The organism is Methylobacterium litchii (assembly GCF_038442315.1).
Classification (GTDB): Bacteria; Pseudomonadota; Alphaproteobacteria; order Rhizobiales; family Beijerinckiaceae; genus Methylobacterium; species Methylobacterium litchii.
On sequence record NZ_JBBXMY010000011.1, the window covers coordinates 12736 to 25311 of the forward strand.

The window sequence follows — 12576 nt, forward strand, 5'->3', positions numbered from 1 at the left end:
CGGGGGGCTTCAGACCCGCTCCGGCTCCGGCTCGGGCACCGCGAAGGCTCCGGCCCGCGGGAGGCGGGCTTGGCCGATCACGGCGTCGGCGACTTCGGTAATGCGGCGGCGCAGGTCCGCGTTCTCGCGCTCGGTCGCTTCGTCGCGTCCGGACCCTCCGGCCAGCGCCTGCTCGGCGGCCTCCAGGCTTGCCACCAGGGCGGCCGTGTCGGCGCCGCGCACGGCGAGAAGGCTGTCGAGGAGGTCGGCATGGGCCTCCTCCAGGGCGCGCAGGGTGGCGAGGCTCGCCGTGCCGTCCTCGTGGGATTGGGCGAGGGTGGCTTCGAGATTGCCGTTGGCGAGGCGGACATCCGCCAGCTGGCGCTCCAGCGCCTCCAGGTCGCGGCTCAGGCTCGCGACCTTCATCGTGCCCGCGCCGATCGCCGCCATGTCCGCGTGGCGCTTGGCCCGGGCCGCCTCGACGGCCCGTTCCAGCCGCCGCTCGCGGATGGCGAACTGGGCGCGCAGGAAATCCCGCTCGGCCGCGATCTCGCTGGGGGAAAGGGGAAGCCGGGCCTCCGCCTTGCGCCGGGCGAGGTGCGCGGCGCGCGCGTTCACCGCCGGCAGCATGAGGAGGGCCAGCAGGCTCGCGACCAGGAACCCCAGCGCGAAGATCATCGCCGTTTCGATCAAGAGGAACCGCTCGCGTCCCCGGCCGGACGGTCCGGCCCTGCTTCACATTGGGCTTCTAGCGCAACTCTCGAGCAAGTCCGAGCCCGTCTTGCGCGGAGCGGGGGCGCATCCGGCCTCAGAACGGGTTCCAGGTCGCCTGATGAGTGAACTTCAGATAGCCGACATTCACGCCGAGCCGCGCGCCGACGCCGCTGCGGATCGGCACCACCACGATGCCGCCGTCGGTCATCGCCGTGAAGCCGAAGCCGCCGATGAAATAGGCCGAGCCGTCGATGCCGCCGAAGCGGCGGAACAGCGCGCGCGTGCCGGGCAGGTTGTAGACGAGCATCATCGTCCGCGCCCCCTCGCCGCCCACGTCGAAGCCGAGGGAGGGGCCCTGCCAGTAGATCCGCTGCTGGCCGGTGTTGCGGGTGTAGAACGTGCCCTCGCCGTAGCGCAGGCCCGCGACGAAGGCGCCGGAGCCCTCCTGGCCGAGGATGTATCCGTTGGGCTGGCCCCAGCGGCGGCCCGCCTCCTCGACGGTGAGGGCGAGCCCGCGCGAGACCGTGCCGAAGAAGCGGTGGCCGGAATCGACCAGCTCCTCGGCGCGGAAGGTTTCGGGGTCGGCGTTCGAGGGCAGGTTGCCCGCCCAGGCCGAGACCGGGCCGCCGACCGCGAGGCCGAGCCCGGCGCGCAGGACCTGCCGCCGTGGAAGGCCGGAAGAGACAAATGACGTCATGGGCTTCCTCCGCCGATGAGCGTGGCCGCGCCCCGTGCATCGCGCCGGCCGCCCCGCCCGGCGCCCCTTGCGCATTCGGGCCGGATGTGCGGCAACGGCTCCCGCGCCGGGGCCGGGAGTGGGATCAGCATTGGGCCAAATTCGCAAGATGGGGTTAACGGGGCGTCACCGCGGCCGATCGCGGCGCTCGGTCGTCGCCGGGCTTCTGGCGGTCCTCGCCTCCGGTGCGCAGGCGGCGCCGACGCGGATCGCCCCCCTCGCCCTCAACGGCTACGACCCGGTGAGCTACTTCCTGCCGGAGGGGCCGCAGCCCGGCGCCGCGCGGTTCGAGGCGCAATGGGACGGGCGCGTGTGGCGATTCGCCCTCGACGGCAACCGGGCGGCTTTCCTGCAGGCCCCCACAATCTACGCGCCTCGCCTGGGGGGATACGACGCCGCCGGCATCCTCGACCAACGGATCGTGGATGCCGACCCGGCCCTCTTCGCGGTGCTCGATGGGCGGCTCTACCTGTTCCGGGACAACGAGCGCCGGGAGCGCTTCCTCGCGGATCCGGCCCTGGCGCGGCAGGCCGAGGCGATCTGGCCGAGCCTGACCCGGCTCCTCGACGACCCGGATGAGATCAGGGGCGCGGCGCGCTGATGGGCCGTTCGCAGGAGAAGCCCCGCGCCAGGACGATGTCGGCGGCGAGCGCCGGATCGCCCAGGGCCGCGAACGGCCCGTTGCGGTAGCCGTCGCCGAGGCGGCCGTAGCGGATCGGCCCGCCATCGGGGACGATGACGCAGCCGCCCGCCGCTGTCAGGATCGCGTCGCCCGCCGCCGTGTCCCATTCCATGGTCGGGCCGCAGCGGACGTAGACATCCGCCTCGCCGGAGGCGAGCAGGCCGAACTTCAGGGCCGAGCCGGTGGTGCGCACCTCCATGACGGGGAGGGCGGCGAGGCAGGCGGCGGTGTCCGGGTCGCCGTGGCGGCGGCTGCCGAGGGCGAGGAGGCCCGCCTCCGGCGCCCCCCGCGCCCGCACCGGCCGCGCCGGGCCGGGGCGGCCCTCGACGATGGGCGCCTCGTAGGCGTCCCGGCCGGAGAGCCAGACCCGTTCGAGCCCCGGCGCGGCGAGCGCCGCCGCCACCGGCCGCCCCTCCGCCACCAGGGCGATGTTGACCGAGTAATCGGGCGTGCCGGCCAGGAAGTCGCGGGTGCCGTCGAGGGGATCGACCAGAAAGAACAGGTCGCCGGCCGGCAGGTCGCGGGCGCTCTCCTCCGCGACGATGGGGATTCCGGGAAAGCGGGCCGTGAGGGCCTGGAGGATCAGCGCCTCGGCTTCGAGGTCGGCCGCGCTGGAGGGCGAGCCGTCCTCCTTCGTGACATGCGGACAGTCGGCGCGGTGCCATCGCCGCAGCACCGTTCCGGCGGCGCAGGCGATCTCGGCGAGCACGTCCGCGCTCTGCCGGGCCTCGGCTTCCGTCATCGTCGCCGCTCTGCCCATGAGGCCGCGATCCTCCCGCCATAGGGATGCCCCAGCCGGCAACGGATGTCGATTCCGCAAGTCCTGTCGCAAGTCTTGCCGAGCTCGAATCGGGTCTCCGCACAGCCGGTTAACGCTTTGCAAAGGGGCGTTGCGCGTCTATCCGTGCGCACCGTTTCGCCCCGGAGTTCCCGATGCCCACTCTCACTCTCGACGGCCTGGATCTCGCCGCCCTGCTCTGCTCGCGCGTCTGCCACGACGTGATCAGCCCGGTCGGCGCGATCGTGAACGGGCTTGAGGTGCTGGAGGACGATCAGGACGAATCGATGCGCGAATTCGCGCTGGAGCTGATCGGCAAGAGCGCCCGGCAGGCCTCCGCCCGGCTCAAGTTCGCCCGGATCGCCTTCGGTGCGGCGGGTTCGGCCGGGGCCTCCATCGATCTCGCCGACGCCGAGAGCGTGGCCAAGGGCATGTTCGCCGACGAGAAGACCAAGCTCGAATGGCGCGCGCCGCAGGCCCTGTTCCCGAAGAACAAGGTGAAGCTGATCCTCAACCTCGTGATGGTGACGACCTCCGCGATCCCGCGCGGCGGCCTCATCGACGTGACCGTGACGGGCGACGGCGAGGCGCCGACCTTCGTGTTGAAGGCCAAGGGCTCCCATGCCCGCATCCCCCCGCATGTGGTGGAGCTGATCGCGGGCGAGCCCGAGAGCGGCACCGTCGATGCCCACGGCATCCTGCCCTTCTATGCCGGCCTCGTGGCCCGCGCGGCGCGGATGGATGTAAAGTTCGCCATCGACGGTGATGAGGTCACCGTGACGGCAGAACCGTCCGTGATTGAACAGACGCCGGAGAGCGATGCTGGGAATTCAGGCACCGAAATCGCCTGATGCGCTTAAAATAGCACTGCGGAACCAAACGGGCGCAACTCTTCGATAACGCCCCATCGTCATCATCGCCGGTGCGAGACGTTTCGCACGTAACGAGTATCGGCGATGGACGACCTGCTGCGTGAGTTTCTGACCGAGAGCGCGGAGCATCTCGATACGGTCGACACGGAGCTCGTCCGTTTCGAGCAGGATCCGAACAACGAGACGATCCTGCGGAACATCTTCCGTCTGGTGCACACCATCAAGGGCACCTGCGGGTTCCTCGGCCTGCCGCGCCTCGAAGCCCTGGCGCACGCCGCCGAGACGCTGATGGGCCGCTTCCGCGACGGGATGCCGGTCTCCTCCGCGAGCGTCACGCTGATCCTCGCCACCCTGGACCGCCTCAAGGCGATCCTGGCCGACCTCGAAGCCACCGGCTCCGAGCCGACGGGCGCGGATTCGGATCTGATCGAAGCCCTGGAATACATGGCGGAGCACGGCACCGGCGCGGCTCCCGCACCGGCGGTGATCGTTCCCGAGATCGTCCTGCCCGAGCCCGTGGTGCGGGAACTGAAGCCCGGCGAAGTCACCCTCGACGATCTGGAGGCGGCGTTCCTGGCCGCGCCGGGTCCCGACGAGTTGGATTTCGGCTCCGTCCCGGCTCTGCCGGCCCCCGAGCCCATGAAGGCCGAAGCGCCCAAGGCCGAAGCGCCCAAGGCCGAGGTCCCCAAGGTCGAAGCCAAGGTTGAAGCGAAGCCCGAGGTGCATGCGCCCGTGGCCGCCGCCGAAGGCGAAACCAACCACAACAACAAGGTGCAGACGATCCGCGTGAACGTCGACACCCTCGAACACCTGATGACGATGGTCTCGGAACTGGTGCTGACCCGCAACCAGCTCCTCGAGATCGCCCGCCGTCACGAGGATTCCGCCTACAAGGTCCCGCTGCAGCGGCTGTCGCACGTCACGGCCGAGCTGCAGGAAGGCGTCATGAAGACGCGCATGCAACCCATCGGCAATGCGTGGCAGAAGTTGCCCCGCGTGGTCCGCGACCTGTCGGCCGAACTCGGCAAGCAGATCGAACTGGTGATGCAGGGCGCCGAGACCGAACTGGACCGGCAGGTTCTGGAGGTCATCAAGGACCCGCTGACCCACATGGTCCGCAACTCGGCGGATCACGGCCTCGAATCCACCGCCCAGCGCGTCGCCGCCGGCAAGCCGGCAAGGGGCTCGATCCGCCTGTCGGCTTTCCACGAGGGCGGCACGATCACCATCGAGATCGCCGACGACGGCAAGGGTCTCGACCTCACCGCCATCCGCCGCAAGGCGGTGGAGCGCGGCCTCGCCAGCCAGGCCGACGTCGATCGCATGACCGACGCGCAGGTCGCGAAGTTCATTTTCCACGCCGGCTTCTCCACCGCCGCCGCCGTCACCTCGGTCTCGGGCCGGGGCGTGGGCATGGACGTGGTGAAGACCAACATCGAGACCATCGGCGGCGTCATCGACATCGCCACCCAGGCGGGCAAGGGCACCGTCTTCACCATCAAGATCCCGCTCACCCTCGCCATCGTGGCGGCACTCATCGTCCGCGCCGGCGAGCAGCGCTTCGCCCTGCCGCAGGTGGCGGTGCTCGAACTGGTGCGGGTCGGCGCCAACGCGCAGCCCGTGGAGTACATCAACGGCTCGCCGGTCCTGCGCCTGCGCGAGCGGCTGCTGCCGATCGTGTCGCTCACCGGCCTGCTCGGGGCGGAGGCGGCGGCCGAGGCCACCGGCTTCGTCGTGGTGGCCCAGGTCGGCCGCCAGCGCTTCGGCATCCTCGTGGACGAGGTGTTCCACACCGAGGAAATCGTCGTGAAGCCGATGTCGGCGAAGCTGCGCCATATCCCGCTTTTCGCCGGCAACACCATCCTCGGCGACGGCGCCGTGGTGCTGATCGTGGATCCGAACGGCGTCGCCAACCAGGTGGCGCAGGGCGCCCAGGCCACCGCCGGCCAGGCCGAGGCCGAGGCCGAGGCGGCCGACGCCGCCGAGGCGACCACCACGCTCCTCGTGTTCAAGGGCGGCGGGGGCGGCTTCAAGGCCGTGCCGCTGTCGCTGGTCACGCGCCTCGAAGAGATCGAGGGCGACAAGGTCGAGTGGCTGGGTGGGCGTCCGCTCATCCAGTACCGCGGCCGCCTGATGCCGCTGGTGCCGGCCGACGACGGCATCGCGATCAAGAGCGAGGGCCGTCAGGCGCTCGTCGTGTTCTCCGATGGCGAGCGGGCCATGGGCCTCGTCGTGGACGAGATCGTGGACATCGTGGAGGAGCGCCTCGACATCGAGATCGCCGCCGACCGCTCCGACCTCATCGGCTCGGCGGTGCTGCGGGGCCGGGCGACCGACATCATCAACATCGCCCACTTCCTGCCCATGGCCTACGACGACTGGGCGCGGGGGCCGCGCAAGGCGCAGAAGCAGGCCTCGACCCTGCTCCTCGTCGACGACTCGGCGTTCTTCCGCGACATGCTCTCGCCGGTGCTCAAGGCGGCGGGCTTCCAGGTCGTCACCGCCGGCAGCGCGGACGAGGCCATGGCCACCCTCCAGGCCGACCCGCGCATCTCCGTGGTCGTCACCGACCTCGACATGCCCGGCCGCAGCGGGTTCGACCTCGTCGGCGCCATGCGCCACGGCGGCGAGCGCCTCGCCGGGATGCCGGTGGTCGGCCTCAGCGGCTCGGTCGGGGCCGAGGCGGTGGAGCGTGCCCGCACCCTCGCGATCACCGACCTCGTGGCGAAGTTCGACCGGAGCGGCCTGGTCGCCGCCCTGGGTGAGATCGGTGCCTCGGCCGAAGAGGCCGAGACGCAGAACGGCGTGGCCCGCGCGGCCTGATCGGAACGGTTGTAGCGTATTCCGGAGTGGGTGAGATGAAGGCTGCGAACGCCAACGGCGCCGAGACCGGCCCGACAGAAGACTTCGTGACGGTCCATGTCGACGGGGTCCTGTTCGGCCTCGCCATCGAGCGGGTGCACGACGTGTTCGTGCCCTCGGGTGTGACCCCCGTCCCCCTGGCGCCGCCGGAGATCGTCGGGCTCCTGAACCTGCGCGGGCGGGTGGTGACGGCCTTGTGCCTGCGCCGCCGGCTCGGCATGGCCCCGGCCGCCGCGCGGACCGAGGGCGAGGCCATCGGCACCGACCGGGGCATGGCCATCGGCCTGGAGCAGGGCGGCGAGACCTTCGCCCTCATCGTGGACGGGGTCGGCGAGGTGCTGAAGCTCGGCGCCGATACGCGGGAGAGCGTGCCGATCAACCTCGATGCCCGCTGGCGCGACCTGACGACCGGCGTCCACCGCCTGGAAGGGCGCCTGCTCGTCATCCTCGACGTGGATTCGCTCCTCGATTTCGGCGCCAAGGACTCGCGCGGCGCCCGTGGCGCCGAGGCGGCGTAAGGTTGGCCAACATGAGCCCGCGCGAGACGACCTGCCTCGTCGTCGACGATTCCGCCGTGATCCGTAAGGTCGCCCGGCGGATCATCGAGGATATCGGCTACGTGGTCGTGGAGGCCGAGGACGGCGACACCGCCCTCGAACTCTGTGCCGAATCGATGCCGGACGTGATCCTGCTCGATTGGAACATGCCCAACCGCGACGGCTACGCCTTCCTGCAGGAATTGCGGCAGAGCGAGGCGGGGCGGCAGCCGAAGGTCATCTTCTGCACCACCGAGAACGATGTCGGCGCCATCGCCCGCGCCCTTCACGCCGGCGCCGACGAATACATCATGAAGCCGTTTGATCGCGACATCTTGACCGCGAAGCTCGAACAGGTTGGCGTTTCGGCGAAAGCCGCCTCCAATCTTATTTAATCTCTTACGCTTAGTCTCGGATATTCACGCTGTACCGGCCCCGGGGTGGGCGCCGCCTCCTCCCCGCCAACACGGGTGAGGTGCGGCGCCTTCGGGGCCCGGATCGGGTCGGCGAGGGGAGAGGACAAGGTCATGGCTTCGAGTCCTGCGGCGGCGGCGCCGCGCATGCCTGCCTCAACGCCGAGCAGCCCGGTGCGCGTCTTGATCGCCGACGATTCGGCGGTGGTCCGGGGCCTCGTCGCCCGCTGGATCACCGAGGCCGGGTTCCAGCTCGTCGGCACCGCCTCGAACGGCAAGATCGCCCTGGAGATGATGTCGCGCCACGACCCGGACGTGGTGCTCCTCGACATCGACATGCCCGAACTGGACGGCACGGAGGCGCTGCCGCGCATGCTCGCGGCGAGCCCGACCCTCCAGGTCGTGATGATGTCGACGCTGACCACGCGCAACGCCGACATCTCCCTGAAATGCCTCGCGCTCGGCGCGGTGGACTACATCGCCAAGCCGGAGAGCAACCGGGGCGTCACCACCTCCGACGCCTTCCGCACCGACCTGATCGAGCGCGTCCGCGTCTTCGGCGCCGCCCGCGCCCGAGGCCGGCGCACCACCGCCGCGCCCACCACGCAGACCTCCACGCCGGTCCCGGCCGCGCCCGTCGCGGCGGCCAAGCCTGCCGCCCCCGTCGTCCTGCGGCCCCGCGCCCGCGTCGCCACCACCCCCCGCGTCCTGCTCATCGGCTCCTCGACCGGCGGCCCGCGCGCCGTGGGCGAGGCCCTGGCCGGAATCGGCGCGGCGGCCTTGAGGCGGGTGCCGACGCTCATCGTGCAGCACATGCCGCCGGTCTTCACGGCGGTGTTCGCCGAGCACCTCTCGGCGCGGGTCGGCCTGCCGGCCGCCGAGGGCAAGGCCGACGAGCGCATCGAGCCGGGCCGGATCTACGTCGCCCCCGGCGGGCGTCACATGGGCCTCGCGGCGGTGGCCGGCGGCACGGTGATCAAGCTCAACGACGGCGCCCCGGTGAATTTCTGCCGCCCGGCAGTGGACGTGCTGTTCAAGGACGCGGCGGCGATCTTCGGCGCGGCGACGGCCTCGGTGATCCTCACCGGCATGGGCTCGGACGGGACCAACGGGGCCCGCGCCCTCGTGGAGGCGGGCGGCCCGGTGCTCGCCCAGGACGAGGCCACCAGCACCGTCTGGGGCATGCCGGGCAGTGTCGCCCGTGCCGGCCTCGCCGAGGCCATCCTGCCCCTGCCCGAGATCGGCCCGGCGCTCCGGGCCATGATCACGGGTCAACCGGCATGACAGAGCTCGATTTCGAGTTCCTGCGCGCCTACCTCAAGCAGCGCTCCGGGCTCGCCCTCACCGCCGAGAAGCGGTACCTCGTCGAGAGCCGGCTCGCCCCGGTCTGCCGGCGCTTCAACTACGCCACCCTGCGCGACCTGATCGGAAGCCTGAAGATCGGCCACGACACCGCCATCGAGCGCGCCGTGGTCGAGGCCATGACGACGAACGAGACCTTCTTCTTCCGCGACCGGCTGCCCTTCGACCTCTTCCGGGACGTGGTGCTGCCGGAGGCGCTGGCCCGCAACGCCGCCCGGCGGCGGTTGCGAATCTGGTGCGCGGCGGCCTCGACGGGGCAGGAGCCCTATTCCATCGCCATGCTGCTGCAGGAGGCGGGCGTTAAGCTCGCCGGCTGGCAGGTGGACATCGTGGCCACCGACATCTCCAGCGAGGTGATCGATAAGGCCAAGCTCGGGCTCTACAGCCAGTTCGAGGTGCAACGCGGCCTGCCGGTGCAGTGGCTGCTGAAGTACTTCACGCAGATCGGAGAACAGTGGCAGATCGCGGCCTCGCTGCGGTCGATGGTCGAGTTCCGCCAGTTCAACCTGCTGCACGGCTACGAGGGGCTCGGCACGTTCGACGTCATCTTCTGCCGCAACGTGCTCATCTACTTCGATGCGCCGACCAAGTCGGAGATCCTGGCGCGGTTCGGCAACAGCCTCGTGCCCGGCGGCGCGCTGCTACTCGGCGCCGCCGAGACGGTGATCGGCCTTACCGACCGCCTTGCCCCCGATACCAAGCACCGGGGCCTGTACGGTCACGCGCCGGTGCCGACCCCGGCCCTGAGGGCGGCGGCGGGATAGGGTCCGCGGGCGGTGGCCCGTAACCCCAGTGCCAGCTCCTCACGGCGCCGTTCAGCGGCGGCGTGAGCCGGCTCGGCATGGGCTCGCGGCTCGCATGAATGTCCTTCCACCCGAGCTTGACCTCCGCCAGCTTGTAAAAGAACGCCTCCGCATCGAGCCAGGGCGACGTGAGGTCGAGGCCGTAGGGCCCGGCCGAGTGGAACTTGAAGGAATACCACCTCCGTCCCGTCGCGCAGACGATGATGGTGTGCCGATAGACTTGATTGACGGTCGCTTCATCGACGAGATTGAAAGACTTGTAGCCGTTCGCGCAGAGCAGGGCGAACACCTCGACGGAATGGCTCTCCGCCGAGAGGAAGGCGGGCCTGATGCCGGCTGCGAACAGGTTCCTCAGGACGTTCTGATCGAAGCCCTCGAGGTCGATCTTGATGTAGTGCGGCGTGCCGTGCCGGCGCACGATCGTGGCGGCCGGGATGCTGGGCAGCCGGACCCGATCGAACTCGTCCCTCTGGCCGGGGCGCGGAGCCGGGAACTGGCTCAGGACATGGTTCGTCTTGTGGATGTAGAAATCCACCTCGCCTTCGTCGTCGGCGTCGGTGATGACGGCGTTGAGGATGGTGAGCCGCCCGGATTGCAGCTCCACGGCGAAACGCGCCCCGCATTCTTCGCACAGGGCGGGATTCGCTTCGACGGCGACGACGTCGTGACCCTTCGCGAGATAGTACTCGACGTCGTCGCCCTGGTTCATGCCGAAATCGTAAACGATCGCTCTGGCCATCGCGGCGCCTTGAAGCTTGGGCTTTCAGTCCTGAGGCGACGGGTCTACCATGATCGTGTGTGATTTAGGCAGTGAATATCGCTGTATCCCACTGAATCAAGATAACTACTTTCGGTTGTCTCCGCAGATCAATATAGAGCGCCGCGCGAAGTGACGCGCGGGGTCAGCCCCGCTGGGAGGGCGGTGGCGCGTAGATCCGCAGGATCTTCGGCATCACCTTGAAGTGGGCCGGGGTGTGGGTGGTCAGCTCGCCATCGGTGTTGATCGGCCGGGGCTTGCGGGTCGTCAGGCGGATCTCCCGCGTCTTGAAGGCCCGCACGTCCGCCGCCTTGCCGTGCGTCCCCCGGCGCAGGGCCGGCAGCAGGGCCAGGAGGCGCCACCAATGGGCGACCTCCAGGCTGTAGAAATCGAGGTTGCCGTCATCGACGGCGGCTTCCTGCTCCACCGTCATGCCGCCGCCGTAATGGCGGCCGTTGCCGACGGAGACCTGGATGGTCGTGACCTTCTCCACCTTGCCGTCGTGCTCGATGGTGACGCCGAAGGGGCGCACCCGGCGCAGCACCCGCACGGCGGCGACCGCGTAGCCGAACACGCCGAAGCGCTTCTTCGCCTCCGAGGTGAGTTCGCCCGCGAGTTCGGCCGAGAATCCGATGCTCGCGACGTTGAAGTAGTAATGGCCGTTGACCCAGCCGAGATCGACCGGCTGCGGCTGCGCGCTCGGGATGAACTTCGCGGCGGCCAGCGGGTCGAGGGGAAGGCCGAGGGACCGCGCGAGGTCATTCGCGGTGCCGAGCGGCAGGATCGCCAGCGGCAGGCCGGTCTCCACCAGGGCCTCGGCGGCGGCGTTCATGGTGCCGTCGCCCCCGCCGAGGATGACGAGATCGACCTCGCCCGCCATCGACCGGATCGCGGCGCAGGCATCGCCGTCGCCCGGTGGATCGACGGGCTCGATGCCCCCGGCGCGCAGGACGGCGCGCACCTCGTCCAGCGAGAGGCTGCCGTTGCGGGCCTTGGCGTTGCAGCAGAGCAGCGCCCGACGGGTCTGCGCGGTCATCGGGAGACCGTCATGGGGTTGCGCATCGTTCTCCGCCGGCTGTCGCCACACGTGTTGCTTTTCGGCACTTGGTCGTCAGACGCGTGAACTCAACCCCATCATCCCCGGAATTCGCCACTGGTGAGTCGGGTCGGCACCTGCGATGCCTGTTCTTCGCCCGGAACCCATGCGGCACCCGGGTGCGTTTTTCTCCTAGAGCCTCCCCCCTCGCTTCGGTCGGGCCGGTCCCATGCGCGCCACCCCCATTCCCTTCCGCACCCTGGCCACGGCCCTCGGGCTCGTGCTGCCCCTGCTCGCGCTGCCGGCCTCGGCCGATCCACGCGCCTGGGTCGATCCGCCGAAATCCGCCCCGGTCGCGCCGAAGCCCGCTCCGGCGGCCGAGGCGCCCGCGAAGGCCGCCCCCGAGGCGCCGCCCACCAAGGCCGCCGCCGCGCCGGCTGCCCGTCCCAAGCGCCCGACGCGTCAGGCCGAGGTCGAGCGCCCGGCGCCGCGCCACCGGCACGCCCGCCGTGCGACCCGCCTCGCCGACACCCCCGCCGCAGGCCCGGTCGCCGCGCCGATGGCGCAGGCCCCCGCGCCCGCCGGCCGGGTCGAGGCCGCCCAGGCGCTCGCGATGGATTACCTCTCGGTGGTCTCCTCGTCGGGCGATGAGATGGTCGGGGCCACGCCGCGCTTCTACGGCACCCGCGTCCGCTTCTACGGGCGCCCGACCACGCTGGCCGGGCTCCTCGACGAGAAGCGCGGCTTCGTGCGGCGCTGGCCGGAGCGGCGCTACGCGGCCCGCGCCTTCAGCACCCGCTGCACCCCGGACGGGGCGACCTGCATCGTGCGGGCCATCGTCGATTTCCGGGCCGCCAACCCGCAGCGAGGCGCGGTGTCGCGGGGCGCGTCCGAACTGGTGCTCGAAGTGAGCTTCGCCGGTCAGCGCCCGGTCATCGTCGCCGAGAGCGGGCGGGTGCTGCACCGCGACGGCGCCGGACAGGCGCGGGCCGAGACCCTGGCCCCGTCCGCAGGCAGGGGCTAAGAGCCTCCCATCGTTCCCCGCC

General features: G+C 70.6%; 13 protein-coding genes. 8 read left to right on the top strand and 5 right to left on the bottom strand.

Annotation, left to right across the window (positions count from 1 at the left end):
• Positions 1-9: 9 nt before the first annotated feature.
• Both AAHF99_RS18690 and AAHF99_RS18695 read right to left on the bottom strand, forming a co-directional pair.
• Complete coding sequence (locus AAHF99_RS18690) at positions 10-657, bottom strand: hypothetical protein (RefSeq protein ID WP_342166004.1); 648 nt, start codon at positions 655-657, stop codon at positions 10-12.
• Positions 658-787: 130 nt separating this feature from the next.
• Positions 788-1390, bottom strand: a complete 603-nt coding sequence (locus tag AAHF99_RS18695; protein WP_342166005.1) for a DUF1134 domain-containing protein — start codon at positions 1388-1390, stop codon at positions 788-790.
• Positions 1391-1520: 130 nt separating this feature from the next.
• Here AAHF99_RS18695 and AAHF99_RS18700 point away from each other — a divergent pair, with 130 nt between their 5' ends.
• Positions 1521-2030: a YHS domain-containing (seleno)protein gene (locus tag AAHF99_RS18700; protein WP_342166006.1), complete on the top strand. Its 510-nt coding sequence runs from the start codon at positions 1521-1523 to the stop codon at positions 2028-2030.
• Here the strand turns inward: AAHF99_RS18700 and AAHF99_RS18705 are convergent.
• Positions 2011-2871: a 3'(2'),5'-bisphosphate nucleotidase CysQ family protein gene (locus tag AAHF99_RS18705; RefSeq protein WP_342166007.1), complete on the bottom strand. Its 861-nt coding sequence runs from the start codon at positions 2869-2871 to the stop codon at positions 2011-2013. The two genes, AAHF99_RS18700 and AAHF99_RS18705, sit on opposite strands and share 20 nt — an antisense overlap.
• Before the next feature lie 173 nt (positions 2872-3044).
• On the opposite strand from AAHF99_RS18705, the gene chpT reads away from it, so the two are divergent.
• The 6 genes from chpT (at position 3045) to AAHF99_RS18735 (ending at position 9698) form a co-directional block, all read left to right on the top strand.
• Positions 3045-3740 (top strand): histidine phosphotransferase ChpT, encoded by a 696-nt coding sequence (gene chpT, locus AAHF99_RS18710; RefSeq protein WP_342166008.1) that lies wholly within the window; start codon positions 3045-3047, stop codon positions 3738-3740.
• A gap of 105 nt (positions 3741-3845) precedes the next feature.
• The gene (locus AAHF99_RS18715) at positions 3846-6584 is read left to right on the top strand and encodes a hybrid sensor histidine kinase/response regulator (RefSeq protein ID WP_342166009.1); all 2739 of its coding nucleotides are present in this window, start codon (positions 3846-3848) and stop codon (positions 6582-6584) included.
• A 35-nt stretch (positions 6585-6619) separates the two neighbouring features.
• Positions 6620-7141 (top strand): chemotaxis protein CheW, encoded by a 522-nt coding sequence (locus AAHF99_RS18720; RefSeq protein ID WP_342166010.1) that lies wholly within the window; start codon positions 6620-6622, stop codon positions 7139-7141.
• A gap of 11 nt (positions 7142-7152) precedes the next feature.
• Positions 7153-7554 carry a response regulator gene (locus tag AAHF99_RS18725; protein ID WP_243953628.1) on the top strand — a complete coding sequence of 134 codons (402 nt, stop codon included), beginning with the start codon at positions 7153-7155 and terminating at the stop codon, positions 7552-7554.
• A 132-nt stretch (positions 7555-7686) separates the two neighbouring features.
• Complete coding sequence (gene cheB, locus AAHF99_RS18730; RefSeq protein WP_243953629.1) at positions 7687-8856, top strand: chemotaxis-specific protein-glutamate methyltransferase CheB; 1170 nt, start codon at positions 7687-7689, stop codon at positions 8854-8856.
• A complete protein-coding gene (locus tag AAHF99_RS18735; protein WP_342166011.1) occupies positions 8853-9698 on the top strand; it encodes a CheR family methyltransferase in 846 nt (281 codons plus the stop codon). Before cheB ends, AAHF99_RS18735 begins: the two co-directional genes overlap by 4 nt.
• Here AAHF99_RS18735 and AAHF99_RS18740 read toward each other — a convergent pair.
• Both AAHF99_RS18740 and AAHF99_RS18745 read right to left on the bottom strand, forming a co-directional pair.
• Positions 9607-10476 carry an FkbM family methyltransferase gene (locus tag AAHF99_RS18740; RefSeq protein WP_342166012.1) on the bottom strand — a complete coding sequence of 290 codons (870 nt, stop codon included), beginning with the start codon at positions 10474-10476 and terminating at the stop codon, positions 9607-9609. The two genes, AAHF99_RS18735 and AAHF99_RS18740, sit on opposite strands and share 92 nt — an antisense overlap.
• A gap of 163 nt (positions 10477-10639) precedes the next feature.
• The gene (locus tag AAHF99_RS18745) at positions 10640-11530 is read right to left on the bottom strand and encodes a lipid kinase (RefSeq protein ID WP_342166013.1); all 891 of its coding nucleotides are present in this window, start codon (positions 11528-11530) and stop codon (positions 10640-10642) included.
• 229 nt (positions 11531-11759) lie between these two features.
• On the opposite strand from AAHF99_RS18745, the gene AAHF99_RS18750 reads away from it, so the two are divergent.
• Positions 11760-12554 carry a hypothetical protein gene (locus AAHF99_RS18750; protein WP_342166014.1) on the top strand — a complete coding sequence of 265 codons (795 nt, stop codon included), beginning with the start codon at positions 11760-11762 and terminating at the stop codon, positions 12552-12554.
• The last annotated feature ends 22 nt before the right edge of the window (positions 12555-12576 follow it).

What these genes read in the sequence shown, in the direction of transcription:
- AAHF99_RS18690 (WP_342166004.1), bottom strand. Translation starts at nt 657, where the DNA reads ATGATCTTCGCGCTGGGGTTCCTGGTCGCGAGCCTGCTGGCCCTCCTC.
- AAHF99_RS18695 (WP_342166005.1), bottom strand. Translation starts at nt 1,390, where the DNA reads ATGACGTCATTTGTCTCTTCCGGCCTTCCACGGCGGCAGGTCCTGCGC.
- AAHF99_RS18705 (WP_342166007.1), bottom strand. Translation starts at nt 2,871, where the DNA reads ATGGGCAGAGCGGCGACGATGACGGAAGCCGAGGCCCGGCAGAGCGCG.
- chpT (WP_342166008.1), top strand. Translation starts at nt 3,045, where the DNA reads ATGCCCACTCTCACTCTCGACGGCCTGGATCTCGCCGCCCTGCTCTGC.
- AAHF99_RS18715 (WP_342166009.1), top strand. Translation starts at nt 3,846, where the DNA reads ATGGACGACCTGCTGCGTGAGTTTCTGACCGAGAGCGCGGAGCATCTC.
- AAHF99_RS18720 (WP_342166010.1), top strand. Translation starts at nt 6,620, where the DNA reads ATGAAGGCTGCGAACGCCAACGGCGCCGAGACCGGCCCGACAGAAGAC.
- AAHF99_RS18725 (WP_243953628.1), top strand. Translation starts at nt 7,153, where the DNA reads ATGAGCCCGCGCGAGACGACCTGCCTCGTCGTCGACGATTCCGCCGTG.
- cheB (WP_243953629.1), top strand. Translation starts at nt 7,687, where the DNA reads ATGGCTTCGAGTCCTGCGGCGGCGGCGCCGCGCATGCCTGCCTCAACG.
- AAHF99_RS18735 (WP_342166011.1), top strand. Translation starts at nt 8,853, where the DNA reads ATGACAGAGCTCGATTTCGAGTTCCTGCGCGCCTACCTCAAGCAGCGC.
- AAHF99_RS18740 (WP_342166012.1), bottom strand. Translation starts at nt 10,476, where the DNA reads ATGGCCAGAGCGATCGTTTACGATTTCGGCATGAACCAGGGCGACGAC.
- AAHF99_RS18745 (WP_342166013.1), bottom strand. Translation starts at nt 11,530, where the DNA reads ATGACCGCGCAGACCCGTCGGGCGCTGCTCTGCTGCAACGCCAAGGCC.
- AAHF99_RS18750 (WP_342166014.1), top strand. Translation starts at nt 11,760, where the DNA reads ATGCGCGCCACCCCCATTCCCTTCCGCACCCTGGCCACGGCCCTCGGG.